We start from the raw sequence: 24,445 nt of genomic DNA, 5'->3' as shown, positions 1-24,445 counted from the left end.
TTCCATTCCCTGGTACGCCATGACGGCTACTACATGAAAAGAGGTGACAACATGACCCATCGCATCGCCGTGATGCCCGGCGACGGCATCGGCACCGAAGTGGCTCCGGAAGGCCGGCGTGCCCTGGAGGCCGCCGCACGACGCTTCGATATCGCACTCGACTTCGAGACCTTCGACTTCGCCAGCTGCGACTATTATCTCGCACACGGCCGGATGCTGCCCGAGGACTGGCGCCAGATCCTCGGTGAGTTCGACGCCTTGTTCTTCGGTGCGGTGGGCTGGCCGGAAAAGGTCCCGGACCATGTATCGCTATGGGGATCGCTGCTGCAATTCCGCCGTGAGTTCGACCAGTACGTTAACCTTCGCCCCTGCCGACTGCTGCCCGGCATCAAGAGCCCGCTGGCCGGCCGGCAACCTGGCGACATCGACTTCTACGTGGTGCGCGAAAACACCGAGGGCGAATATTCCAGCGTCGGTGGCACCATGTTCGAGGGCACCGACCGCGAAGTGGTCATCCAGGAGACGGTGATGACCCGGACCGGTGTCGACCGGGTGCTGAAATACGCCTTCGACCTGGCCGCCAGCCGCCCTCGCAAGAAACTCACCTCGGCCACCAAATCCAATGGCATCGCCATCACCATGCCCTGGTGGGACACGCGCGTGGCCGCTGCAGCCGAGCACTATCCGGAGGTTTCGGTCGATCAGTTCCACATCGACATCCTGACCGCCAACTTCGTGCTCCACCCGGACTGGTTCGACGTGGTGGTGGCCAGTAACCTGTTCGGCGACATCCTCTCCGATCTCGGCCCGGCCTGCACCGGCACCATCGGCGTGGCGCCTTCAGCCAACATCAATCCGGAAGGACGCTTTCCCAGCCTGTTCGAGCCGGTGCACGGCAGCGCGCCGGACATCGCCGGGCGCGGCATCGCCAATCCCATCGGCCAGATCTGGTCCGGAGCGATGATGCTCGAACACCTCGGATATCCCGAGGCCGGGCGCGCGATGCTCGCCGCCATCGAAGCGGTCCTCGACGAAGGCGACGAACGTATCCTGACGCCGGACCTCGGCGGTCAGGGCTCGACGCAGGCCCTGGGGCGAGCCATCGCCGAGCGCATCGCGAGCTGACCCAGTGGCTACCTGGGCCCAGGCATGATCAGCCTTCGCGCCGACCGTCGACCAGACGCTCAAGGCCTTCCGGGTTATGGGCCTTGAGGACATCCGGCAGCAGCGCATCCGGCATGTCCTGATAGCAGACCGGGCGCAGGAACCGGAAGATCGCCGCACTGCCGACGGACGTGGTGCGGGTATCCGAGGTCGCCGGGAAGGGCCCGCCGTGAACCATCGCATCGCACACTTCGACACCGGTCGGCCAACCGTTGACCAGAATCCGTCCCGCCTTGCGCTCGAGCGTCGGCAGCAAGGCGCGGGCGGCATCCAGGTCGGCGTCGTCCATCTGCAGCGTGGCGGTAAGCTGGCCTTCCAGGCACTCGGCCACTTTGGCAAGCTCGGCGACACCCGAGCACTCGACCACCAGCGAGGTGGCGCCGAAGACTTCCGCCTGCAGCGCCTCGCTGGCCAGGAAATCCTGTGCCGAGGCCGCGAACAAACCGGTTCGGCACTGATTGGGGCCTTCGCCCTTCCGGCCACGCGCGACCTCACGCACCCTGTCGTTGCCAGCCAGCGTGACCACGCCGTCTTCGTAGGCCTCGAAGATCCCCGGCGTGAGCATGGTCTGGGCAGCACTGGCCTCGACCTCTTCAGCGGCAGCCGCCATGAAGGCGTCGAGGGCCGCCCCCTTGACCGCGATCACCAGCCCCGGATTGGTGCAGAACTGGCCGGCTCCCATGTTGAGCGAACCGACGAAGGCCTCACCCAGCGCCTGGCCGCGCGCATTGAGCGCTGCTGGCAACAGGAACACCGGATTGATCGAGCTCATCTCGGCGTAGAAGGGAATCGGCTCGGGACGCGACTGGGCGATCTGCCATAGCGCCAGGCCGCCGCTGCGCGAACCGGTGAAGCCGGCCGCCTTGATCCGCGAGTCCTTGACCAGAGCCTGGCCGACTTCGCGACCGGAACCAAACAGCAGGGAAAACACGCCTTCCGGCAGTCCGCACTTTTTGACCGCCGCCTGAAGGGCCCGCCCGACCAGCTCGCTGGTACCAGGGTGCGCGGAATGCGCCTTGACGATCACCGGACAACCGGCGGCCAGGGCGGATGCCGTGTCGCCACCGGCGACGGAAAAGGCCAACGGGAAGTTGCTCGCGCCGAATACCGCCACCGGGCCGAGAGCGACATGGCGCTGTCGCAGATCGGCGCGCGGCAGCGGCTGGCGATCCGGCAAGGCAGGGTCGACGCGCACATCGAGCCACTCGCCGGCGCGCACCGTCCTGGCAAACAGCCGCAGTTGCCCGCAGGTGCGCCCGCGCTCCCCCAGGAGCCGTGCCTGTGGCAGCCCGGTTTCCACCATTGCGCGTTCGATCAGGTCATCACCGATCGACTCGATCTCGTCGGCCACGGCCTCGAGAAAGGCGGCACGCGCCTCCAGCGAGGTGTGGCGGTAATCATCGAACGCCGCCCAGGCCAGCTCGCAGGCCCGCTCGACGTCGGCCTGGGTCCCACCCGGATACCCCGGCTCGAGCGACTCGTTCGTGGCCGGGTTGATGGCCCGAATGGCCACGCGACTGCCTTCCACGGCCTGCTGACCGATCAGTAACTTGCCTTCCAGTGTCATACCACTCGTCTCCTTGACGTTGCCTCGCTTCGCTTCAATGACCGTCGCGGACGGCAACGGACCATTGCGCATACCACTCGCGGAACAGCGCGTACTGCGCCTCCACATAGTGGCGTTGTGCATCGCTGAGGACGTCGGTCTCGTTGAAGTGCAAGGCGTATTCGCGCTCACCGTTGAGCACCATGAGGTGCTTGTAATACAGCACCAGATCCGGCCCTTCATCGAAGGAAGACAGAACGCCCAGGGCGGCGTCGAGTTCCTGCGCCTGACGGCGCGCCTGGACGTCGCCTCGCGCGGCTCGCTTGCTCAGCGAGACGAGGTGCAGGACCTCCCGCGGCAGGGCATTGCCGATACCGGTGATCGCCCCAGTCGCACCGCAGTTGACGAAACCATGGACCACCGTGGTGTCGACACCGACCATCAGGGTGACGTCGTCGTCCTGCGACGTGATGTGTTCTGCCGCGTAGCGCAGATCCTCGGCGCCACCGAACTCCTTGAAGCCGATCAGGTTGGGATGTTCTTCGCGCAGAGCGAAGAACAGCTCGGCACGAGTGGCAAAACCGTAGTAAGGGCTGTTGTAGATCACGGCCGGCAGGTTCGGCGCGGCCTTCAGAATGGCGGAAAAATGGGCCTTCTGGGCCACGGACGAGGTGCCGCGCGACAGCACGCGAGGGATGACCATCAGTCCGTGGGCACCGACCTCGGCGGCATGGGCCGCGTGGGAAACGGCTTCTCTGGAATTCACCGCACCAGTGCCGACGATCGTCGGCACCCCGGCGGCAACCAGGCGCGCCACCCCTTCCTGACGTTCGGCCTCGGTCAACAGCGGCCAGTCCCCCATCGAGCCACAGTACACCACGGCGCTCATGCCGATATCGATGAGCTCGCGCCCCTTGGCGACGAGCGCATCGTAATCCGGCTTGCGCTCCGGCGTGCAGGGCGTCATCAGGGCAGGAATACAGCCAGTGAAAATATTGTCGTTCATCATTGATCCCTCCAGGGGTCTCGGGTCAGTCCAGTGCATTGGCAGCCATGCTTTCGCCGCTCTTTTTATATTTTATACAATCTTCAAAACAACTTTTGAACCCTTGTCGCTCAAAACAAGGACGACAGCACGTGAAGGCCCCACCTCAAGCGGAGGACATCGGCCTCGCCACACGGCGACTTACCAGAATGACCAACGGCTCATGTATACTGTATAAAACTTCCTTCTCGAGCCGCCGACTCCACCATGGCCTACAAGACCCGCGCCCGATTCGTTGCCGATGACATCCGCCACCGCATTCTGAACGGCGAGTTTCCCGGTGGCACACAGCTCCGCCAGGATGCCCTGGCCGCGGACTATGACGTCAGCCGAATCCCGGTACGCGAAGCGTTGCTCACTCTGGAGGCCGAAGGCCTGGTGGAGTTCTACCCGCACCGCGGCGCCTTCACGACCGAGCTCTCGGTGGCCAAGATCCGCGAACTCTTCGATCTGCGGGTACTGCTGGAAGGTCACCTGCTGCGACAGGCCATCCCGCGGATGACCGAGGCCGCTCTCCACAAGGCGGAACACATCCTCCAGGAATATGATGCCGCCCTGGACAGCGGCAGCCAGATCGATAACTGGAGCGACTACAACTTCGCCTTCCACGAGGCGCTCTACCACCCCGCCGATCTTCCCGAAGCCATGAACCTGGTGTCGCAACTCAACACCAAGTCGGACCGCTATATCCGCATGCAGCTGCTCTATACCCAGGCGATCGAGAAGGCCGAACGGGAACACCACGACCTGCTCGAGTTGTCCCGGCAAGGCGAGGTCGATGCCGCCTGCCAGTTGCTGGAGCGGCACATCCTGGAAGCCTGCGAAGGCATCGTCGCCGTGCTGGAGGGGCGAGTCCAGGCCAGCCAGACACCGGACACCGCCCAGTTGTAATCGGCATCAAGCGCCGGGATGGCCCTTGCCGCCACCGGCGTGCAGCAAGGGCCGCCCGTACCGAGTCATTCGACCAGTGTCTTGAGGTACTGGCCAACCTCGGAATGATGCTGGATCGAGGACACCGGCAGAATCGTCTCGGCCGGCCCCCAGGCGAAGACATTCACCGGGGTGTGGGTATGCGTACCGGTGCCCCAGACGACATTCTGCTCGGTGCCCAGGACACGCCCCAGCACATCGCCCCGATCCTTATAGGGGTAGAAGGCATCGAAGTCCTGGATGGCCGGCACCTCCTCGGCGTCGAGATAGCTGTGCCCCTCCACGTGGTAGGGGTTCGGCTTGTTGGCCAGGACCGCTTCCGCCTGGGCCTCGTCGATCTGGAAGTCGCTGTTGGCATTGACCATTTCCATCAGACGAGCCGGCGTCCTCTGCGCTTCGTCGAGCGCCCCGAATTCACTCAGCAGGGTCGAGAAGCTGGCCTTTTGTTGATAGAGAGAGTCGAGAAGCGCGACGTCACCGAAGTTGAAGTTGGGCGCATAGTCCCGCTCCGCGAAGGCAGGCCCCGACTTCGACTGCGGTTCCGGCAGGTCGGCCGATGAGTAACTGAGCCCGAACCCGCCCGTTTCATGGTCCGCGGTGACCAGAATCACGGTATCGTCGCGCCCTTTGGCCCAGTCGTAGACGCCCTGGACCGCTTCCTCGAACTTGACCATCTCGTTGAGCATGGTGCCGGCATCGTTCGAGTGCCCGGCCCAATCGATCTGTCCACCCTCGACCATCAGGAAGAAGCCATCTTCATCCTGCTCGAGCCTGTTCAGCGCGGCCTGCGTCATCTCGTGCAGGGACGGCTCGAGGCGGTCGGCATCACTCTTGGTATTGCGATACTCGATGCCATCGGCCATGCCGGAGTTGGCAAACAGGCCCAGCAGCTTGTCGCTCTGATCGGCCTCGAGTTGCTCGCGGTTGAATGCCAGGCCATAGCCCTTTTCGGCCGCTTCCACGAGCAGGTTTCGATCGTCCTGGCGCTTGGATACCGGCTCATAAGCGCCATCCATCAGGTCCGTGACCTCGGCATCTTCGCTCGCCGATTGCGGCACCCAATGGCGCAGCCCGCCCGAGAGCATGACGTCGGGCCCCACCTCGAGCATGTCCACGGCGATCTCGTTCTCCAGCGAACGGTGGGGCTGGTGGGCGGCAAAGGCGGCAGGCGTGGCATGGGTCAGGCGAGTGTCCGAGACCAGGCCGGTTGCCTTGCCCTGCGCCTTGGCCAGCTCGAGCACCGTCTCGACAGGATTGCCCTCGGCGTCGATACCAATCACTTCGCTACCGGAGTAGATACCGCTCGCCAACTGCGTGGCGGAACAGGCGGAATCCACGACGACGGCATCCTCGGGATGCGTCAGGGAGACACCGACGACACCTTCCTTGGCCAACTGGTAAAACGCCGTCGGTTCGCCGTCGTAGATGGAGTCGGGCGCCTGGTTGGCATAGGTCTCCAGCAGCCCCACCTGCTGGGGTCCCATGCCGTCTCCGATCATCAGGATCACGTTCCTGACCTCGGCGGCACCGGCCGGCGCCGCGACCGAGGCAAGCATTACACTCCCCATCACGGGGCCAATCGCCGCTCGTAGCTTCATGCGAAATATCATGACTCATCCTTTTTGTCGGTTATTCTCGGTAATGCGCAACTTCACACTACGGAAATGCTGAATAAATAGCCAAGCACGGTGAAGGCCAGGCCCGTTCTCATGGACACTCTTCACATGATCAATATGAGCCGAAATGCCCTCTTCACGGTAGCCTCGGCCATTGAGGAAGGCCATGCCGAGCCAACCCGACATGGCCAGTGAGGGAGCGCCGCTCAGGATTTCGCGGCAACCCCCAGCGTGGCGTCGTCTTCCTGAGCCTCGCCGGTTCGCCAGATGGCGATATTGGCGTAGCCGTAGAAGAGAGTGATCAACAGCACCAGCATGTGGTACCAGAGGAACGGCAGGTAGCTGAGCGTGGAGACCCCCAGCGTCATGGCCATGAAGACACCACCGTCCGTCCAGGGCACCATGGGCGTGGTGATGGTGCCCCCGGCCTCGGCGTTGCGGGACAGCACGCGTCGATCAATGCCCTGCTTGTCATAGTTCTTCTCGGTGATGGTGCTGGCGGTGATCAGGGAGACATAGGCCGCCCCGCCGAAGAAGTTGCCGAAAAAGCCCCCCAACATGGTGGAAAGCGTCAGACGACCGGGGTTGTCGGCCCAGCGCAAAAAGCCGTTGCTGATCGTCTGCAGTACGCCGACGCGCTCCATCAGCCCGCCGAGTCCCAGGGCGAACAGGATCAGAGCAATGACCCCGAGCATGGATTCGATGCCGCCCCGGTTGAGCAGGGTATTGAGGAAGTCCACATCGGATTGCATGGCATTGCCGACATAGGCGGTCCGCATGGCATCGAGCGGTGCCACGCCCTGAGCCAGCCAGGCGCAGAGGATCCCCATCACGGCACCGAAGGTGATCACCGGGATGGCGGGATAACGGCGGACCAACAGGCCGATGACGACGACGGCCGGCAGCAACAACCAACCGTTGATGGTGAAATGCGACTGCAGGGCCTGCATGGCCATGTCGGCGCGCTGAGTATCGACATCTTCACCGACATAGAAGAAGCCCACCACCAGGAACAGCAGGGCGGCAATCAGCGCCGCGGGGCCGCTGACGAGCGACATGGAACGGATGTGATCCACCAGCTTCACCCGGCACAGCGAGGCTGTCATCACGGTGGTATCGGACAACGGCGACATCTTGTCGCCCACATAGGCGCCGGAGATCACCGCGCCGGCCACCAGCGGCAGTGGAATGCCGAAGCTATGGCCGATGCCGATCATGGCGACGCCGGCGGTCCCTGCCGTGCCGAAGGAGGTACCCGTCGACAGGGAGGTGACGGCACAGATGAGAAAGGCCGCGCACAGGAAGATCTGCGGGCTCATCACCGTCAATCCGTAGTAGATGATACTGGGCACGATGCCACCGGCGATCCAGGTACCGATCAGTGCTCCCACGGTGATCAGCACCAGCACCGCTTCCATGCCGTTATGAATGCCGTCGATCAGCCCCCGCTGCATGGCCTCGTAGGAAAGCTTGAGCTTCAGCCCGAGTCCCATCACCAGGAACCATGAGGTGAACAGGGCCAGTTGTATGGGCAGTCCGAAGACATTGATGAACAGGAACATGATGGCGATGAAGCCCACCATCACGGCACCCACTTCACCCAAGGAAGGCAGACGGCCCCCCGCTTGCTGCTCGTTCATGACTCACTCCGCTTGTTGTTGTCGCAATGTTGTATTGACTCGATGCCGACCAGCGCCGGCCTGACTATCGGGCAAAACGCGCCAGCCGGTAGGGGGCCAGCGACGGCAATGCCGTTTTCGTGGGTTCCCTTTCGGGAGAGATGAACTGGCTGACCAGGCGGGCCGTGATGGCAGCCTGGGTCAGCCCGAGATGGTGGTGCCCGAAGGCCAGCCAGACCCGCCCTTCCGGGCCGGCCCGATCGATGACCGGCAGCGAATCCGGCAAGGAAGGGCGAAAGCCCATCCAGGGGGTCGCATTCGTCTCGTCCAGGGGGCGGGCAAACATCCCCCGCGCCAGCTCTCGAAGCTGCCAGGCGCGTTCCATCCGTGGAGGACGTTCGAGGCCGGCGAACTCCACGGTACCGGCCAGTCGCAGCCCCTCGGCCATGGGCGTCATGATGAAACGCCGCTCCAGGGAGGTGACCGCCATGGAGAGCCGCTCGACTTCCCGGGGCAGCATCAGGTGATAGCCACGCTCGGTGTCCAGCGGCACCCGAACCCCGGTCAGCGCAGCGACCAGCGAGGCCGAATGGGCGCCGGCGGCGACCAGCACCCTCGGCACCGACAATCGGCCCTGGTTCGTCTCCAGACGAACTCCACCTGCATCGGCCCATCCGCCTTGCACGGCGGCTCGGGAGAACCGCACCCCGGCGGCCTCGGCAGCCCTCACCAGCTCCTTCACCACCTGGAGGGGATCGATCACATGGCCGGTATCGGGGAAGAACAGGCCTCCACGGATGCGCTCCGACAGTCCAGGCGCCCGGCGACGGACTTCCTCGCCGTCCAGCCGTTCCAGCGAGACGCCATGCGCCGCGAAACGTGTCGCCGATGCCGCCAAGGCATCCGCCGTCTCGGCCTTCTCGTGGACCAGCAAAGAGCCCTGACCACAGAGCAGGTCGGAACGCCCGATGGACGCCAGCAGTTCCTGCCAGGCCGCCAGGCTCACTTCGTTGAGCGCCCGAATGCCTGACACGCTTCGCTGGTAGGGAGACGAGCGCAGATTCCACAGCAGTCGCATCAGCCAGGGCGCTGCCTTCGGCAAATATCGCCAGTCCAGCCGTAGCGGCCCGAGTGGATCCATCAGCATGCCGGGAATACGCTTCAGCAGAGAAGCATCGGCAATGGGAAAGACCTGCTCGGTGGCTAGGTGGCCGGCGTTGCCGAAGGACGCCCCCATGCCCGGCGCATCGCTGTCCAGCACCCGTACCCGAAGGCCCTGGCGTGCCAGTGCCAAGGCGCAGGCCGTACCGACCACACCGGCACCGACTACCACGATATCGGCATCATCAAAGCCGGTACCCACCATGGGTCGGGCTTGCGGGGAAGCCTTCGGATCGGGACTCGCCTGGGTCATGATCGTTGCTCGCCTGAGGTGCTTTCCGTTGAATGTATAAAATATATAATCTATCTTGGCAAGCATGGCCGACCCGAATCAGTCCGCGACCATCACCCAATACACAATGAGAGGACGATGCATGAAGCGCATCCAGGTGATCGATTCCCATACCGGTGGAGAACCCACCCGGCTCGTGCTGGAGGGCTTCCCCGACCTCGGTTCAGGCAACTTGCAAGAAAAGCTCGAGCGGCTGCGCGGCGAGCATGATCGCTGGCGCACCGCCTGCATGCTGGAACCGCGGGGCCATGACGTCCTGGTCGGCGCCCTGCTCTGCGAGCCGGATACCCCCGGGGCCACCTGTGGGGTCATCTTCTTCAACAACAGCGGTTATCTGGGCATGTGCGGCCACGGCACCATCGGCTTGGTCGCCTCCCTGGCCCATCACGGTCGGCTGTTACCCGGCCTGCACCGCATTGACACGCCGGTCGGCCCCATCGAGGCACGGCTCCACGAAGACGGCAGCGTGACCGTGCGCAATGTGCCGGCCTATCGCTATCGGCGGGCGGTCCCCCTAGATGTGGCCGGCCATGGCCGCCTCCATGGCGACATCGCCTGGGGCGGCAACTGGTTCTTCCTGGTCAGCGATCATGGGCAACGCCTCGCACTGGACAACGTCGACGCCTTGACTGACTTCACCTGGGCGATTCGCCAGGCGCTGGAGGCACAGGGCGTCACCGGCGAGGATGGTGGAGAGATCGATCATATCGAGCTGTTCGCCGAGGACCCGGACGCCGACAGCCGCAACTTCGTGCTCTGCCCCGGCAAGGCTTATGATCGTTCGCCCTGCGGCACCGGCACCAGCGCCAAGCTGGCTTGCCTGGCGGCCGACGGCAAGCTGTCCCCCGGTCAAGTCTGGCGTCAGGCCAGCATCACCGGCAGCGAGTTCGAGGCGCATTACGAGCCGGAAGGCGAGCGGATTCGTCCTTACCTTCGCGGCAGGGCCCATATCAGCGCCGAGGCCACGCTGACCATCGACGAAGCGGATCCCTTCGCCTGGGGAATCGGGCACCCCGGCTGACACATCACGCCCGTTCGTCTCCCTGCCAGCCCCAGGCGCCCTCGATGATGCGCACCCTGTCATCGGCCAGGTTGGCGAGCAGGTTGCGCCCCATCTCATCGAAGCTGTCACCGAAGAGCTCGACTGGCCCGGGCAGTACGGCCGATGCCTGGCGGCGTGTCGCCTGACGATCGTGCCTGCGACGCCAGGCCAGTGCCTCAGCGGTGACATCGGCCACCTCGAGCGGCCGGAAACCGGCCGTTGCCAGTCGCCGTTCCAGCATCCTTGGCGTCTGCAGGTGGCTCGTCGAGCGCTCCCTGGCCCAGGGCACCGGCAGCATCAGCTCGGCGGGATTTTCGCCGGCGACGACCTCATGCAACAGCACCCGGCCTCCCGGCACCAGCAGGCGGCGCCATTCCTTCAGAACCGCCTCCGTATCCGGCATGTTCATCAACGCGTGCTGGCACCAGACGACATCCACGCAAGCATCCGGTAATGGTACCAGGGCGGCATCGGCACAACAGAACCGTGTGTGCGCCGCCAGCCCCGTGGCCCGGCTCAGCCATCTCGCCACCTCGACAAAAGGCGCGGTGATATCGATGCCGACCACCTCGACACCGTGCTCCGCAGCCAGCAACCGGCTGGCCCCGCCAGTTCCGCATCCCACATCCAGCACGCGAACGCCCGGAGAGAATTCGCCAAGCCGGGCCAGCGCGCGACTGGCACGCCGCCCGCCTAGATGCAGCTGGTCGATGCCGGCAATGTCATCAAGGGTCAGACGATCCGGGTTCCGTCCGCTGGCAACGAAGGCGCGACGCAACCCGTCGAGTAGCGTTTCGCGATTCGCCCCCTTTATGCCACCAGCGCCGGCATAGTGCCGAGCCAACCGTTCGGCATCCCCAAGCATGCCCGCCTGGCCGCTCCCGTCGCGTTTCTCTGCTCCGGAGTCATCATTGGTCATTCGCGCTTGCTCTCCCATGCTGCCGCTCTCTCGGCCTACGGCACGAAAACGCCTCCTCCGGCAGTGAACGACGGCATATCGCCAAAATGTATAACATACAAAATCGATGACACCACATACGCTGACAGCACGGGCCATCCGCGCCTGCAGGTCCATTCACTCGATAACGACAAGGACACCTTCATGACCCTGGAACGACGCCAGTTTCTCACCGCTTCCGTGGCTCTCGGAGCGGCCGTGGCCGCGCCTGGCCTGCTGGCCGGCAACACGGCGCCATCGCGTTACCCGGACGCCACCTGGCAGGTCATCGACGAACGCTTCGAGCGTTACATGCTGTTCAATACCCCCCTGGAACGCCAATGGACAGGCGGCCTGTGGCTCGAGGGCCCGGCCTGGAACGCCGTGGGTCGCTATGCCGTCTTCAGCGACATTCCCCGGGCACGGCAGATGCGCTGGGATGAAGTCACCGGCGAGGTCTCGGTGCTGCGACACAAGGTTGGCCATTCGAACGGCAACACCTTCGATAACCGGGGCCGGCTGATCGCCTGCGAGCACTCCCCCGCCCGCGTCGTTCGCTACGAATGGGACGGCAGCATGAGCGTGCTGGCCGAGCGCCATGATGGCAAGCCGCTCAATGCCCCCAACGATGTCATCGCTCTGGACAACGGGGGCCTGATCTTCACCGATCCGGGCTATGGCGCCCATGTCGACTATGAGGGGCAACGCCGAGAGCTACAACTAGACACGGCGGTCTATTACTGGGAAGACGGCATGGACGAGCCCCGGGTGCTGACCACCGAACTGTACAAGCCCAACGGCATCGCCCTCGGGCCGGATGGCCGCAGCCTGTACATTACCGATACCGCGCCTTCCCACCATCCGGACCAGCCGGCCACCATCACGCGCTTCACCCTCGCCGAGGACGGCAAGGCCCTGCAGAACCCGCAGCGCCTCGTCGAAAGCCGCGAGGAAGGATACGACGGCCTGACCTGCGACGCGGATGGCAATCTCTGGGTGGGCACCTCCGGTGGTGAAGGCATCGATGGTGTCAGCGTCTTCACCCCGGAGGGCACCCTGATCGGGCGCGTCCTGCTCCCCGAGATCTGCGCCAATGTCTGCTTCACGGGAGAAGATCGCAATCGCCTGCTGATGACGGCGAGCCAGTCGATCTACACACTCTACACCGCCACTCGCGGCGCCTGAAAACGCGCCGACGCCTCCACTCCCGGCGTGGCTTTTCATTATCGCACCCGCCTCTTTCATCAAGTCGACGCCGGGTCTTGAGCCCTCCGTCGACAGTGATGAAGGTAGCGAGACCCATGACGAAGCCACGACCGGGAGCGACATGATCACCGAGCCTAGCCTGCCACACTCGAGCGTCGATAACGCCTTCGCGCCTTGCCGGGAACACCGCCATGCTGGCTGACTGGCTGGAGCGGAGCCTGGGCGGATCGGCCTCGGCCCCCGCACAGGGCGACATCCCAGGTGGACGATTCCGCTTCATGGGGCCAGGGCTGCTGGAGCTCACGCCGGATGCCCCCGAGGCCGAGACGCCCGCTGTGGTGCTGTCGGTTGGCATCCACGGCAATGAAACGGCCCCCATCGAGTTGCTCGGCGCCAGCCTCGCCCGCCTTGAAGCCGGCCTGCTGCGTCTGGGCAGCCCCGTGCTGGTGATCCTGGGCAATCTCGAGGCCATTCGTGCCGGCGCCCGCTTCGTCAACACCAACCTCAACCGCCTGTTCCGTCGTGACCTGGGCGAGGATGGCATGGAACCGGACCGGGCCCGCACCTTGATGGACGCGGTGGATGCCTTCTATGCGCGCCATCCGGACCGTGCCCGGTTACATTACGACCTGCACACGGCGATCCGCGACAGCCAGTATCCCCGCTTCGCGGTGGACCCCTTCGCCGACACTGTCACCTCCCCCGAGCAATGGCAATGGCTGGCCGGCGCCGATATCCAGGCGGTCCTTCACCAGCACGATCACAGCTGGACCTTCTCCCATTACAGCAAGCATTACCATGGTGCCCAGGCCTTCACCCTGGAGCTTGGTCGCGCCCTGCCCTTCGGCGCCAACGATCTCGCGCCCCTGGCACCCATGGGCCAACTGCTCGACGCGCTACTGGAGGGGCGCGAACCCGCCTCGGCCCCCCCTTCGCGGATGGCCTTCTTCCGGGTCGAGCATGAGCTGATCCGCCATGCCGAAGGCTTCCAGCTATGCTTTCCCGATGACACCCCGAACTTCACCGAGTTCGCCCCCGGCACGCGGCTGTCGGAGGATGCCGAGGCTGGCCCCTTCACGGTCGGCGATACGCCCTTGCGCGTGGTCTTCCCCAACGCTCGCGTCGAGCTCGGCGCCCGGGCGGCTCTGCTGGTCACTCCGGTACGGGATGCCGAAACGCAATAACGCCGCCATACACGCTTCACCAACGGTTATTAAAACTGCAAAATAACAACAACTTGGAGTTATTTTATGCTTGAGACCCACGCCTCCATAGACCAAGGTCGCATGACCGATCGATCAACACGGCCTGCCGACAACCGTCTGGCCTGTTAGAATCGCCCACCTTTTCGCGCCGGCCCACATGCTGTCCGGTCCCGACCCAGGCGACCTTTCCCGAACTGGAGCCCGTTTCATGGCCGATACCCCGATTCCGCTGGAAGTGCGCAACATCACCAAGCGCTTCGGCAATACCGAAGTCCTCAAGGGCCTGTCCCTGCAGGCCCACAAGGGCGATGTCATCACCCTCATCGGAGCCTCCGGCTCCGGCAAGAGTACCTTCCTGCGTTGCATGAACCTGCTGGAGCAACCCAACGAAGGCGAACTGATCGTCCACGGCGAATCCATCCGTTTCAAGGAAACGCGCCACGGTCGCGAGCCGGCGGACTGGAAGCAGGTCGTCGACATGCGTGCCAAGCTGTCCATGGTGTTCCAGAGCTTCAACCTGTGGGCCCACATGACACTGCTCGAGAACGTCATCGAGGCACCGGTCCATGTCCTCGGCAAATCGAAGCGCGACGCCATCGACCATGCTCGCCAATTGCTCGAACGCGTCGGCCTCGCGGATCGCGCCGACTACTACCCGGCGCAGCTCTCCGGCGGCCAGCAGCAGCGCGGCGCCATCGCCCGAGCACTGGCCATGGACCCGGAAGTGATGCTGTTCGACGAGCCCACCTCGGCACTCGACCCGGAACTGGTCGGCGACGTGCTCAAGGTCATGCGCGATCTCGCCGAGGAAGGCCGCACCATGATCGTCGTGACCCACGAGATGGCCTTTGCCCGCGATGTCTCCACCCAGGTGATCTATCTGCATCAGGGGCAGATCGAGGAAGCCGGGGCGCCCGACCAGGTCCTCGGCAACCCGAATTCCGAGCGGCTCAAGCAGTTCCTGGCGCCCAAGCACTGAGACGGCCCGGATGAGGAGACTCCCATGATCGACCTGCACGGCTACGGCCCACGCCTCGCGGAAGGCGCCCTGGTCACCGTCGAACTGGCGGTTCTATCGCTGATACTTGCCATCGTGCTGGGCCTGGCCACGGCCAGTGCCAAGATGTCGCGCAATTGGGTGCTGCATCGTCTCGGCACCCTCTACACGACCCTGATACGCGGCGTACCCGACCTGGTGCTGATGATGCTGCTGTTCTTCGGCGGGCAGATCGGCATCAACATGTTCACCGACTGGCTCTACACCCAGTTCGATGTGGACATTTTTATCAACATCAATGAGTTCGTCGCCGGCGTGGCGACCATCGGACTGATCTTCGGGGCCTACATGGGCGAGACGTTTCGCGGCGCCTTCCTCGCCGTGGACAACGGCCAGATCGAGGCCGGCCGTGCCTATGGCATGTCTCACTGGCTGGTGTTCCGCCGCATCCGCTTCCCGCAGATGATGCGCCACGCCCTGCCGGGGCTCTCGAACAACTGGATGGTACTGCTCAAGACCACCGCCCTGGTCTCGGTGATCGGTCTCTCCGACATGGTCCGGGTGGCCGCCGAGGCTTCCAAGGCCACCCGCGAACCCTTCACCTTCATGATCATCGTCGCCGCCGTTTACCTGCTGATCGCCAGCGTCTCCGAATGGGGCTTCGCGCGACTGCAGAAACGCTATGACATCGGCTACGGGGAGGCGGACTGATGGAAAGCCTGATGAACTGGCTGCAGGCGCAACTGGCCGACAACAGCATCTTCACCCTGCAGACCCTTTCCTACTATGGCGAAGGCCTGGTCACCACGGTCCAACTGGTCTTCCTTTCGCTGATCATCGGCCTGGTGCTGGCCGTGCCACTCGCCATCGGGCGCGGGTCCAAGCATGCCTGGATTCGTCTGCCGATCTTCTTCTACTGCTACGTGTTCCGGGGCACGCCACTGCTGGTCCAGCTCTACCTGATCTACTATGGCGTGGTCTTCGTCGAGGGCATCCAGGACACCTGGCTGTGGGTCATTCTCGAAAAACCCTTCGTGCCGGCATTGATCGCCTTCACGCTGAATACCGGCGCCTACACTACCGAGATCTTCCGCGGCGCCATCAAGTCCACGCCCAAGGGCGAGATCGAGGCCGCCCGCGCCTACGGCATGTCACGCGCCCTGATGCTGCGCCGCATCGTCTTGCCCAGCGCCTTCCGCCGCGCGCTGCCGGCCTATGGCAACGAGGTGATCTTCATGCTCCATGCCAGCGCCATCGCCAGCGTGGTGACCATCATGGACCTGACCGGCGCGGCCCGTTTCGTTTATGCCCGCTTCTACGCGCCCTTCGACGCCTTCCTGTTCGTCGCGGCCATCTACCTCTGCCTGACGTTCACGATCATCTACTTCTTCCGTCACCTGGAGAAGCGGCTGCTCGCTCACCTCAAGCCGGTCAGCGGCTGACGACCGTCGAACGAACGTTGGTTCACAACGTTCGTTCACGGCCTTTCGACCTACCCGAGCTTCGGCTATGGTGGATAGGTCATCACCCAAGGCGCTGAGCGACTCGCGCTCTAGCGGTGAAGCTATCAACAAAAAGGGAAACGCCTCATGAAACTCAACAAGCTCCTGAGCATCGGCGTACTGGGCGCCGGTATGATCGCCGGCGTCGCCAACGCCGAGGTCCGCGACATCCGCATCGGTGTCGATGTGCCCTACGAACCCATGGAGTACCGCACCGCCGACGGCGAGCTGACCGGCTTCGACATCGAGCTCGGCAACGCTATGTGCGAAGAGATCGGCATCAAGTGCGAATGGGTCGTGCAAGGCTGGGACGGTATCATCCCCGGCCTGATGGCCCGCAAGTACGACGCCATCATGTCGTCGATGACCATCAACGACAAACGCCGTGAGCAGGTGCTGTTCTCCGATCCCTACTTCACCCCGCCCTCCGCCTGGTTCGCACCGGCAGACAGCGAAATCACCGCCCCCGACGAGACAACGCTCGAGGGCATGTCCATCGGCGTGCAACGCGGCACTCTCCAGGACAACTATGTCACCGACATGTACGGCGACGTGGCCGACGTGAACCGTTACGCCACCGCCGACGACATGGTCCTGGACATGGACTCCGGCCGCCTGGACATCGTCTTCCTCGACTTCCCGGTGGGCAAGTCCACTCTGCTCGACAGCGAGGCGGGTGACTACAAGACTGTAGGCGAGAAGATCACCGAACCCAAGCAGTACTTCGGCGATGGCTTCGGCATTGCCTTCCGCAAGCGCGACGAAGCGCTGGCCGAGGCCTTCAACGAGGCACTCGCCACCCTGAAGGAAAACGGCACCTACGCCGACATCGAGGCCAAGTATTTCAGTGAATGAGTACTTCGGTGAATGAGTACGTCAGTGAGTGAATGGCTCGGCGCTTGAAGCGCCTCGTGCTCTGACCTTGACGCGCGGCCCCTGACAACAGGGGCCGCTTTTCTTCTCTCGTCCGGCACCGCTCATCGCCTGGGATGCGTGCCGGGCACGTGTTCGGCGTCCTCATTCAATGCTGCGTCCCGTGGTGGCTGTGCCAGGGCATTGAGGATGCCGCATTCGGCGGCCGAGCGTTGCCCCTGACAACGCGCCCGCAGCGCCACCAGCGTGTCTTCCAGGGCCTGAAGCTGGGCGATACGCGCCTTCACATGCGTCAGGTGCTCGTCGATCAGGACATCAGCCCGGTGGCAGGTTCCCTCCGGGTCATCGTGGCACGCCAGCAGAGCGCGAATCTCGTCCAGGGTCATGTCCAGCGCCCGGCAGTGACGAATGAAGGCCAGGCGTTCGACGTGAGTCTCGCCGTACAGGCGGTAATTCGCCTCGCTGCGTTCCGGCTCCGGCAGCAGACCTTCCCGTTCATAGTAGCGAATGGTCACGACCCGGCATCCCGTACGCATCGCCAGCTCACCGATCTTCATCATCGACCTCCACTCAACTCGGGGCCAGGGCTTGACCCTATACAGACTATAGGGTGTGTCATGGCACAAGATATCATGAACGGAGCCCGAGATGTCCGATGCCCATGAACATGGCTGCTGCGGTAGCCAGCACACCGAGCCTCGCGAGGCCGTGTCCGCCCCGGCAGGCAGCGAGACGCTGCGTCTGCGCATCCAGGAGATGGACTGCCCCACCGAGGAAGCCCTGCTCCGCAAGGCTCTGGGCTCGGCGCCCGGCGTCGCTGCGCTGGAATTCGACCTGATGGCCAGGGTCCTCAGCATCCACCATCACGACGCCGACACCGCAGCGCTTCAGGCACGCGTTCGCGACCTGGGCATGACGCCTCACCTTCTGGATGTCGACGAGGCTTCAAGCGGCGCAGCACTGGAAAGCAACGACACCCCTTGGGGCAAGCTGATACTGGCGGCACTCCTGGCCCTGGCCGCCGAGGTCGTCGGCTGGACACCCTGGCCCTGGACCACCTGGCTCGCCCCGCTGCTCGCCCTGCCGGCCATCGCCCTGGTGGGTCTGCCGACCTGGCGCAAGGGCTGGGTCGCGATCCGCCACCGCACCCTCAACATCAATGCCCTGATGAGCGTGGCGGTGACCGGCGCCCTGCTGATCGGCCACTGGTCGGAAGCCGCCATGGTGATGGTGCTGTTCACCCTGGCGGAACACATCGAATCACGCTCTCTGGAACGTGCCCGCCGTGCCATCCGCGATCTGCTGGACAGCGCGCCCCGACAGGCCCGGCGCCGCACGGAAGCGGGAGAATGGGAGACCGTGGCCGCCGAGGATGTGGCCATCGGCGAGATCGTGCGGGTACTCCCGGGCGAGCGCCTGCCGCTGGACGGCGAGGTGGTGCGGGGCCATCCCAGCCTGGACGAATCGCCGATCACCGGCGAGAGCCTGCCTGTCGACAAGGCGCCCGGCGACAGCGTCTTCGCCGGTGCCATCAACCATGACGGCGACTTCGACATCCGCACCACTCGAGAGGCCAGCGACACCACACTGGCGCGCATCATCCATGCCGTCGAGCAGGCCCAGGCCAGCCAGGCTCCCACCCAGCGTTTCATCGACCGCTTCGCCGCCATCTATACGCCCGTGGTCTTCACCGTGGCGCTGCTCACGGCCCTGGCCTGGCCCTGGGTCGTCGGCGGTGCCTGGCTGGACGGTATCTACCGGGCGCTGGTGCTGCTGGTGATCGCCTGCCCTTGTGCGCTGGTCATCTCCACCCCGGTCACCATCGTCAGCGGCCTGTCGGCTGCCGCCCGCGCCGGCATCCTGGTCAAGGGCGGCCGCTTCCTGGAGCAGGGAAGACGACTCGGCTGGCTGGCTCTGGACAAGACCGGCACCCTGACACAGGGCGAGCCCTCGCTGGAACATTGGGAACCCCTCGACGAGCCGTTGGATGCAAGCACGCGCGCGACCCTGACACGCCAGGCCGCCCTGCTCGCCGGCCGCTCGACGCATCCCGTATCCGCCGCCATTCATCGTGCCCTTACACCGGATTCGGATGATGGCCGCGTGGATGATTTCCGCGAACGTCCCGGTCAGGGGGTCGAGGGCTGCGTGGACGGCCGGGCGCTCTGGCTCGGCAACCGCCGGATGGCCGATGCGAAGGGGCTGATAGACGCGACGCTTGCCGATCGCATCGAAGCGCTGGAACGTCGCGGCGCCAGTGTCGTGGCGCTGGGCTCCAACGACAGCATCCTCGCGCTGTTCGCCGTGCGCGACCCGCTCAAGCCCACCAGTCTGGCGGCCATCGAGGCCCTGCATGGCCTGGGCGTGAAGACGCTGATGCTGTCCGGCGACAACCGGCACGCGGTGAGTGCCATCGCCACGGAAGCCGGCATCGACAGCGCTCGGGGTGAGTTGCTGCCCGAGGACAAGCTCGCCATCATCGAGGAATACGGACGGCGTGGCGTGACCGGCATGGTCGGGGATGGCATCAACGATGCCCCGGCACTGGCCCGCGCCGATATCGGCTTCTCCATGGGAGCGGCCGGCAGTGACGTGGCCATCGAAACCGCCGATGTCGCGCTGATGGACGATGACCTCGGCAAGCTACCGACCTTCCTCCGCCTGTCCCGGGCCGCCTACGCCGTGCTGGTCCAGAACATCGTACTGGCCCTCGGCATCAAGGCCGTCTTTCTGGTCCTGGCCTTCGCCGGTCAGGCCACGCTATGGATGGCGGTGTTCGCCGACCTGGGCGCCAGCCTGCTGGTCATCGCCAATGGATTGCGTCTGCTGCGTGCTCGGATCGCTTGAGTGCCCTCGAATGGCGACACCCCGTGCAAGAAACCGACAGTCGCGCCATACGCGGAACCCAGCTCCTCGCTGTCGGTCAGTAGGGAGTCATCATTTCAGATAGGGACATCAGATGCAGCACGTCTCCACCGCCGCTGCCACGCGCCCGTCGTCCGCCTGGACAGGCTGGGGCCAGTGGCTGGCCCTGATCACCATGACGCTCGATCACCTGGCCCGCTACGTGGTTCCGGATGCCTGGGGGCTGGGCTGGGCCGACTCATCGGTGGGGCGCGTCGCCTTCCCGCTGTTCGCCGCCATGGTGGCCTGGCATGGCCTCTTCAATACCCGCAACCCGCTGCGCTACGCGCGACGCGTGCTGGTGATCGGCCTCATCGCCCAGCTTCCCTACATGTTGATGCCACGGGAGGCCGATGGCCTGATCCTCAACATCTGCTTCACGCTGTCGTTGGGCCTGGCCGGCGGCACCTGGGCACGCGCCCTGCCTGAGCGCCTGGAGCGGGGCGCACTGGGGCGCCGGCGCCTGGCCGTCGAAGCCGGCATCGCCCTGGTGGTCTGGACCCTGGCCGGCCACGTCGTCGAATACAGCCACCTGGGCCTGCTGATGATTCCGCTCTACATGCTCGCCATGGCGCACCTGCACCGGAGTGGCAATGGCGTCTCCAACCGTCTGGCCAGTACCGCCATGGCACTGCCAGTGCTGATCGTCGCCGGCCTGATGAACAGCTCCGACATGGCCAAGTCCTTCACCGTCGCCACCACCCTGGCAGTGCTCCTGCTGGCCGCCGGCGCCCATCGGCTTCCTTCCGAGGTGCCGCTGCGCATGCCACGGCGATTGTGGCTGGGCTGGTATCCCGGCCACTTCGCTGCCATCGCCCTGTGGCTCTGGGTGTCGGGCGGGCTCGCGACCTAGAGGCATCGGCGCATGAAATTGAGTATCCAGCGCACCATCAGCTGGTCGTCCACCGGCGCATCGAGGCTGGCCAGGCCCTCCCGCACCCGGGACGCGCCAACCTGGTCGCGCCGCAGTCGCATCAGGTCCGCCGAATAGGCCTTGGAGAACTCGGGGTGTCCCTGCACGCCGAGAAAACATTCGCCGACCTGCATCAGGTACCGGGGGCAAAAGTCACTTCCCGCCAGCACCCGGGCATTCGGCGGCAGCGTGTTCACCTGGTCCTGGTGACTGACCACCAGATCGAGCCCTTCCTGCCATGGATCCATCCAGTCGGCCCGCTGCGCCACGTCATTGAACGACATGCCCACGCCCCAGCCCCTGGAGCTCTTGACGACCTCGCCGCCCAACGCCTTGGCGATCAGCTGGTGACCGAAGCAGATGCCCACCAGAGGCCTGTTGGCCTCCCACAGGCGTCGGACGAAGCCGCACAGATCCTCGATCCACGGCAAGCCGTCATTGACACCGAACTTGGAGCCGGTCGTCAGCCAGGCATCCACCGCATCGACATCGTCCGGCAGCTCGCCATCCAGGCAACGCCATACCTGGAAGGTCAATGCCGGGTCCACCGAGGTGAACAGTCTCTCGAACATCGCCGGATAGTTGCCGTGGCGCTCCCGCAACTCCGGCGCCACGTCGTCACACTGCAAAAGCCCTATGCGCATTGCCCCTCCTCCCGTTGACGCCTGCTTGGCGCTGACCCGCTAGAGACGGCCTTCGACCGCAGCAACGAAGATGTCGCGATACTGCTCCGGCGAGAAGCCGATGGGGTTGGTGCCCGACGACGGATCGGCGACCGCCATGCGACCGACCTTCTCCGCCTGCTCGGTGCCGATGCCCAGCTCTGCCAGCGTATGTGGGATGCCCAGGCGCTCGCGCAGGTCGAGCACCCAGTCGATCACCGCCCCGGTTCCCGGCTGGCTCAGGTCGAGATAGCGTCCCAGGCGCACCATGGGTTCGCCGATGGCCTGTTCGTTGGCGCGCAGGACATAAGGCATCAGCACGGCATTGAGGGTCCCGTGGTGCGCGTCGTACAAGGCCCCGAGAGGATGCGCCAGGGCATGCATGGCGCCCAGGCCACGCTGAAAGGCGGTAGCGCCCATCATCGAGGCCACCAGCATGTGCTGGCGTGACTCGAGATCCTGGCCATCGGCATGCACGCGCGGCAAGTGGTCGCGAATCCGGCGCATGCCTTCCACGGCGATTCCTTCGGCCATGGGGTGATAGTTGGGCGAACACCAGGCCTCCAGGCAATGGGAAAGCGCATCCATTCCCGTGGCGGCGGTGATCGACGCCGGCAAGTCGACGGTCAACTCGGGATCGAGGATCACCGTCGCCGGCACCATTTGCGGATGGAAGATGATCCGTTTGACGTGTTCCTGCTCATTGGTGATGACCGACGCGCGCCCCACCTCGGAGCCAGTTCCCGCGGTCGTGGGCACGGCGACCACCGGCGCTACGGCATCGCCGTCGGCGCGTTTCCAGTAATCGCCGATATCCTCCAGCTCCCAGATCGACAGGTCATCGCGCTGTCCTGCCATCAAGGCCACCGCCTTGGCGGCATCCAGACCGGAGCCACCGCCGAAGGCGATGACACCATCGTGGCCGCCCTCGCGAAAAGCCGCTACTCCCGCTTCGACGTTGGCCCCGGTCGGGTTGCCCTTGATCTCGCTGAACACGGCGACCTGCAGGCCCTGGCCGGCACAGTGCTGCACCAGGTCGTTCACCATCGGCAAGCTCGCCAGGCCGGGATCGGTCACCAGCAAGGGGGCTCGCATGCCCAGTGCTTGGCAAGCTTCAGGCAGTTCCCGTATCCGCCCTGCCCCGGCGAGAATCCGGGCAGGATAGTTCCAGGTGGCAGTCAGCTGGCTCATGTCGTCTTTGCACCTCATATCCTCAGTCTCCAATACCGGGGGCACGGCACCCGACGCTTGCTGGAAGCCTCGATTCCGCCCCACCGGGTCATACGTGTTCTACCCTGGCGCGAAGCGCCGATCTTGCGGCTTCCACACGCCTTGCGCTTATCCATGCTTCAGGTGGAAGGACTTGGGCCGCGTCAATGTCTCGTAGCCCAGGCGTGACAATGAGCAGCCGCGTCCGGATTGCTTGACGCCGGTCCAGGCCAGCTCGGGATCCAGATAGTCGCAGCGATTGGTGAAGACGGTCCCCGCCTCCAGGCGCCGGGCCAGCTGTTCGCCGATGGTGATGTCGCGAGTGAAGACCGCCGCGGTCAGGCCGAAGTCGCTGTCGTTCATCAGCGCGATGGCCTCATCGTCGGAATCCACCGGCATGATGCCCACCACCGGGCCGAAACTCTCCTCGTGCATCACGCGCATGGAATGATCGACGCCGGTCAGTACCTGAGGGGCAAGGTAGGCGCTGCCCGGCTCGGAAAGCGGATACTCGCCGGGATCGATCCAGGCCTTCGCGCCGGCCGCCACGGCCTCTTCCACCTGGCCTCTCACGAAATCCGCCGCCGCCGGCTTGACCAATGGCCCCAGCGTGGTCGCCGGATCGGTGGGGTTGCCGAGCCTGAGCTGCCGCACCCAGGCCACGGCCCGCTCGACGAAGGCATCATGAAGGTCGCGATGCACGTAGATCCGTTCGATGCCGCAGCAACTCTGGCCGGCATTGAAGAAGGCGCCATCCATCACGCCCGGTACGGTCGCATCGAGATCGGCATCGGCGCGCACATAGGCAGGGTCCTTGCCGCCCAGCTCAAGGCCGGTGGCAATGAAACGCCCGGCAGCATTGCGCTCCACCATTTCACCACCGCCGACCGAGCCGGTGAAGGACACATGATCGATACGCGGATCGCGAATCACAGCCTCGGTCGCCGGATGGGAAAGGTGAAGATACTGAAAAACTCCCTCGGGCAGTCCCGCCGTCTCGAAGGCCTGCTGGATTCGCTCGGCACACAACGGGGTCTGGGCGGAATGCTTGAGGATCACCGTATTGCCGGCCATGAGCGACGGCACGATGGCATTCACCGCCGTCATGAACGGAAAGTTCCAGGGGGCGACGATGAACGACACGCCCAGCGGCTCGCGGGTGATATAGCGAGTGAAGCCCGGCTTGTCAGGCAGCGTGATCGGCGCCAGAGCCTGCTCGGCCAGAACGATCATGCCGCGGGCCCGCTCCTCGAAGCCGCCGATCTCCGCGCCGCCAGCGGCAATCGGCCGGCCCATCTGCCATGTCAGCTCCTCGGCCAGCGCATCGCGGCGGGCGACGAAGGCGTCGACCATCGCCGAACAGAAAGCGGCTCGCTCGGCGATCGACGTCGCCTGCCAGGAACGCTGCGCCGCCACCGCCCGCTCAAGGGCCGCCTCTACCTGCGCCGCATCGGCCAGCTCACGCTCGACATACACCGAACCATCCACCGGCGAAATCGTCTGTTGTATTGCCATCTGTCGTTTTCACCTCATGACGTGGTATCTAACGAATTCCCGTGGTCCAGGGCCGAGTGGACGGCACCAAGGCAAGGCGGAGCAACGAGAAATCGCGGCGTTGACTG

Annotated in this window: 21 protein-coding genes; 11 read left to right on the top strand and 10 right to left on the bottom strand. The window is 64.7% G+C overall.

All coding sequences use genetic code 11. From position 1 onward, the window contains the following. Positions 1-51 precede the first annotated feature (51 nt). Entirely contained in the window at positions 52-1,125 is a 1,074-nt protein-coding gene (locus A9O65_RS05765) for a tartrate dehydrogenase (RefSeq protein ID WP_064700050.1), read from the top strand. A 28-nt stretch (positions 1,126-1,153) separates the two neighbouring features. On the opposite strand, the gene A9O65_RS05760 is transcribed toward A9O65_RS05765, so the two are convergent. Together A9O65_RS05760 and A9O65_RS05755 are read right to left on the bottom strand one after the other, a co-directional pair. Next, complete coding sequence (locus A9O65_RS05760) at positions 1,154-2,731, bottom strand: aldehyde dehydrogenase (NADP(+)) (protein ID WP_064701593.1); 1,578 nt, start codon at positions 2,729-2,731, stop codon at positions 1,154-1,156. Between the two features lie 34 nt (positions 2,732-2,765). Further along, complete coding sequence (locus tag A9O65_RS05755) at positions 2,766-3,716, bottom strand: dihydrodipicolinate synthase family protein (protein ID WP_064700117.1); 951 nt, start codon at positions 3,714-3,716, stop codon at positions 2,766-2,768. Between the two features lie 246 nt (positions 3,717-3,962). Here A9O65_RS05755 and A9O65_RS05750 point away from each other — a divergent pair, with 246 nt between their 5' ends. Further along, positions 3,963-4,646, top strand: a complete 684-nt coding sequence (locus tag A9O65_RS05750; protein ID WP_064700052.1) for a GntR family transcriptional regulator — start codon at positions 3,963-3,965, stop codon at positions 4,644-4,646. 65 nt (positions 4,647-4,711) lie between these two features. Here the strand turns inward: A9O65_RS05750 and A9O65_RS05745 are convergent, their stop codons facing one another. From A9O65_RS05745 to A9O65_RS05735, 3 genes are all read right to left on the bottom strand, one after another. Further along, on the bottom strand, positions 4,712-6,283 hold the full coding sequence (locus tag A9O65_RS05745; protein ID WP_064701605.1) for an alkaline phosphatase: 1,572 nt from the start codon (positions 6,281-6,283) through the stop codon (positions 4,712-4,714). Between the two features lie 224 nt (positions 6,284-6,507). Next, positions 6,508-7,941 carry a Na+/H+ antiporter NhaC gene (nhaC, locus tag A9O65_RS05740; RefSeq protein ID WP_064701592.1) on the bottom strand — a complete coding sequence of 478 codons (1,434 nt, stop codon included), beginning with the start codon at positions 7,939-7,941 and terminating at the stop codon, positions 6,508-6,510. 64 nt (positions 7,942-8,005) lie between these two features. Further along, positions 8,006-9,334 (bottom strand): NAD(P)/FAD-dependent oxidoreductase, encoded by a 1,329-nt coding sequence (locus A9O65_RS05735; RefSeq protein WP_139180687.1) that lies wholly within the window; start codon positions 9,332-9,334, stop codon positions 8,006-8,008. Between the two features lie 121 nt (positions 9,335-9,455). Between A9O65_RS05735 and A9O65_RS05730 the strand changes: the two genes are divergently transcribed. Then, on the top strand, positions 9,456-10,394 hold the full coding sequence (locus A9O65_RS05730) for a 4-hydroxyproline epimerase (protein ID WP_064700054.1): 939 nt from the start codon (positions 9,456-9,458) through the stop codon (positions 10,392-10,394). 4 nt (positions 10,395-10,398) lie between these two features. Here A9O65_RS05730 and A9O65_RS05725 read toward each other — a convergent pair whose 3' ends face one another. Beyond that, a complete protein-coding gene (locus A9O65_RS05725; protein WP_064701591.1) occupies positions 10,399-11,334 on the bottom strand; it encodes a class I SAM-dependent methyltransferase in 936 nt (311 codons plus the stop codon). Positions 11,335-11,517: 183 nt separating this feature from the next. Here A9O65_RS05725 and A9O65_RS05720 point away from each other — a divergent pair, with 183 nt between their 5' ends. The 6 genes from A9O65_RS05720 to A9O65_RS05695 all read left to right on the top strand — a co-directional run bounded on the left by A9O65_RS05720 (position 11,518) and on the right by A9O65_RS05695 (position 17,117). Further along, positions 11,518-12,537, top strand: a complete 1,020-nt coding sequence (locus A9O65_RS05720) for an SMP-30/gluconolactonase/LRE family protein (RefSeq protein ID WP_064700056.1) — start codon at positions 11,518-11,520, stop codon at positions 12,535-12,537. A 212-nt stretch (positions 12,538-12,749) separates the two neighbouring features. Then, positions 12,750-13,742 carry a succinylglutamate desuccinylase gene (locus A9O65_RS05715; protein WP_064700057.1) on the top strand — a complete coding sequence of 331 codons (993 nt, stop codon included), beginning with the start codon at positions 12,750-12,752 and terminating at the stop codon, positions 13,740-13,742. A 229-nt stretch (positions 13,743-13,971) separates the two neighbouring features. Continuing rightward, positions 13,972-14,742 carry an ABC transporter ATP-binding protein gene (locus tag A9O65_RS05710; RefSeq protein WP_064700058.1) on the top strand — a complete coding sequence of 257 codons (771 nt, stop codon included), beginning with the start codon at positions 13,972-13,974 and terminating at the stop codon, positions 14,740-14,742. 24 nt (positions 14,743-14,766) lie between these two features. Continuing rightward, positions 14,767-15,471, top strand: coding sequence for an ABC transporter permease (locus tag A9O65_RS05705; RefSeq protein ID WP_064700059.1), 705 nt, complete (start codon positions 14,767-14,769; stop codon positions 15,469-15,471). Next, on the top strand, positions 15,471-16,202 hold the full coding sequence (locus A9O65_RS05700) for an ABC transporter permease (protein WP_064701590.1): 732 nt from the start codon (positions 15,471-15,473) through the stop codon (positions 16,200-16,202). Before A9O65_RS05705 ends, A9O65_RS05700 begins: the two co-directional genes overlap by 1 nt. A 147-nt stretch (positions 16,203-16,349) precedes the next feature. Next, positions 16,350-17,117, top strand: a complete 768-nt coding sequence (locus A9O65_RS05695) for a transporter substrate-binding domain-containing protein (protein WP_064700060.1) — start codon at positions 16,350-16,352, stop codon at positions 17,115-17,117. A gap of 122 nt (positions 17,118-17,239) precedes the next feature. Here A9O65_RS05695 and cadR read toward each other — a convergent pair whose 3' ends face one another. Then, the gene (cadR, locus tag A9O65_RS05690; protein ID WP_064701589.1) at positions 17,240-17,692 is read right to left on the bottom strand and encodes a Cd(II)/Pb(II)-responsive transcriptional regulator; all 453 of its coding nucleotides are present in this window, start codon (positions 17,690-17,692) and stop codon (positions 17,240-17,242) included. A 91-nt stretch (positions 17,693-17,783) separates the two neighbouring features. On the opposite strand from cadR, the gene A9O65_RS05685 reads away from it, so the two are divergent. Beyond that, entirely contained in the window at positions 17,784-19,982 is a 2,199-nt protein-coding gene (locus A9O65_RS05685) for a heavy metal translocating P-type ATPase (RefSeq protein ID WP_064701588.1), read from the top strand. Between the two features lie 112 nt (positions 19,983-20,094). Continuing rightward, positions 20,095-20,892, top strand: coding sequence for a TraX family protein (locus A9O65_RS05680; RefSeq protein ID WP_064700063.1), 798 nt, complete (start codon positions 20,095-20,097; stop codon positions 20,890-20,892). Here the strand turns inward: A9O65_RS05680 and A9O65_RS05675 are convergent. From A9O65_RS05675 to A9O65_RS05665, 3 genes are all read right to left on the bottom strand, one after another. Then, on the bottom strand, positions 20,889-21,596 hold the full coding sequence (locus tag A9O65_RS05675; RefSeq protein ID WP_064701587.1) for a glutamine amidotransferase-related protein: 708 nt from the start codon (positions 21,594-21,596) through the stop codon (positions 20,889-20,891). The two genes, A9O65_RS05680 and A9O65_RS05675, sit on opposite strands and share 4 nt — an antisense overlap. 39 nt (positions 21,597-21,635) lie before the next feature. Then, positions 21,636-22,805, bottom strand: coding sequence for an iron-containing alcohol dehydrogenase (locus A9O65_RS05670; protein ID WP_064701586.1), 1,170 nt, complete (start codon positions 22,803-22,805; stop codon positions 21,636-21,638). Between the two features lie 147 nt (positions 22,806-22,952). Beyond that, positions 22,953-24,338 carry an aldehyde dehydrogenase family protein gene (locus A9O65_RS05665; protein ID WP_064701585.1) on the bottom strand — a complete coding sequence of 462 codons (1,386 nt, stop codon included), beginning with the start codon at positions 24,336-24,338 and terminating at the stop codon, positions 22,953-22,955. Positions 24,339-24,445 lie beyond the last annotated feature (107 nt).

The sequence above is a fragment of the Halomonas caseinilytica genome (assembly GCF_001662305.1).
In the GTDB taxonomy this organism is placed as follows: domain Bacteria; phylum Pseudomonadota; class Gammaproteobacteria; order Pseudomonadales; family Halomonadaceae; genus Halomonas; species Halomonas caseinilytica.
The sequence above is the reverse complement of the archived record's forward strand: the minus strand, read 5'-3'. Positions and strand labels throughout refer to the sequence as shown.